Source organism: Streptomyces sp. NPDC054847, assembly GCF_053610925.1.
On sequence record NZ_JBSGZJ010000793.1, the window covers coordinates 1 to 1,154 of the forward strand.

Below are 1,154 nucleotides of genomic sequence, written 5' to 3' on the forward strand. Positions count from 1 at the left end.
CGGCCGGGCGCCGCCGATGGCGGGCCCCGGTGGTCACCGCCCTGGTGCTGGCGCTGCTGACCGGCGGATCCCTGTTCCTGCTGAAGGCGGGGCAGCTGACCGGAGCCCCCTCCGCGGACAACCGGGCGCTCACCGACACCGAAGCCACCGCGCGCGTCACCGGCGACGTCAGCAACGCGCTGACGTCGGTCTTCTCCTACACCCCCGGTGACACCGGAGCCACCCGCGAGGCGGCGCGCCAACTGCTCGCCGGCAAGGCGGCCCGCCAGTACGCGGAGCTGTTCGGCCAGGTCGAGAAGCGCGCCGCCGAACAGAAGCTGACGCTCACCACCCATGTCGTACGTGCCGGGGTGACCCGGTTGCACGGCGGCAGCGCACAGCTCCTGGTCTTCCTCGACCAGGTCTCCCAGCGGCAGGGCGGAGCACCCACGACCGCCCCCGCGCAGCTGTCCGTCACGGCCGAACTCGGCGACGGGCACTGGCGGATCGTCGACATCACGTCCCGGTGACACCCGGGAGCGGCACGACAGCGGTGGCCCCGACCTCGGTCCACCGACAGAAGGAAGAGGGGCACATGGCACGGACGACGAGAAACCCGGTGGTCGCGGCGGCTCTCGCGCTGACCGTCGTGGCGGCCGCGTTCACCGGCTGGGGAGTCTGGTCCTGGTACGGGGCGGCGCACGACGACTCCCTGGCCTTCGCGCAGAAACGCGACGAGGCCCTGGCCGACGGCCGTCAGGCCGTACAGAACATGAACACCCTCGACCACCGGGACCTCAAGGGCGGCCTCGACACCTGGGAGGACTCCGCCACCGGCGACCTCCACCGGCAACTCGTGGACGGTCGCGGCGAGTTCGAGCGGCAGATCCAGCAGGCGAGGACGGTCACCAGCGCCAAGGTGCTGTCGGCGGCGCTGACGGAACTCGACGACAGGGCCGGCCGGGCGAGCCTGATGGTGGCCCTGCGGATCACCGTGACCGCCCCCAAGGGCGAACCGGCCCGCAAGGAGAGCCGGATGCTCGCCGAGCTGACCCGCACACCGCAGGGATGGAAGCTCAGCGCCCTCGGCCAGGCACCCGTCGGCAACAGCGCGGCCGAGTAACCACCGAGAGGACTCCCGACATGTCGACGACCCGGCACCTCATCAACAGACC

2 protein-coding genes are annotated in these 1,154 nt (G+C 71.8%); both read left to right on the forward strand.

Annotated features, from left to right (window positions below; translation table 11 throughout):
• On the forward strand, positions 1–509 hold a 509-nt coding region (locus ACWGH4_RS35280; protein ID WP_453468005.1), incomplete at its 5' end, for a hypothetical protein.
• Between the two features lie 65 nt (positions 510–574).
• Positions 575–1,102: a nuclear transport factor 2 family protein gene (locus ACWGH4_RS35285; protein WP_453468007.1), complete on the forward strand. Its 528-nt coding sequence runs from the start codon at positions 575–577 to the stop codon at positions 1,100–1,102.
• Positions 1,103–1,154: the final 52 nt, after the last annotated feature.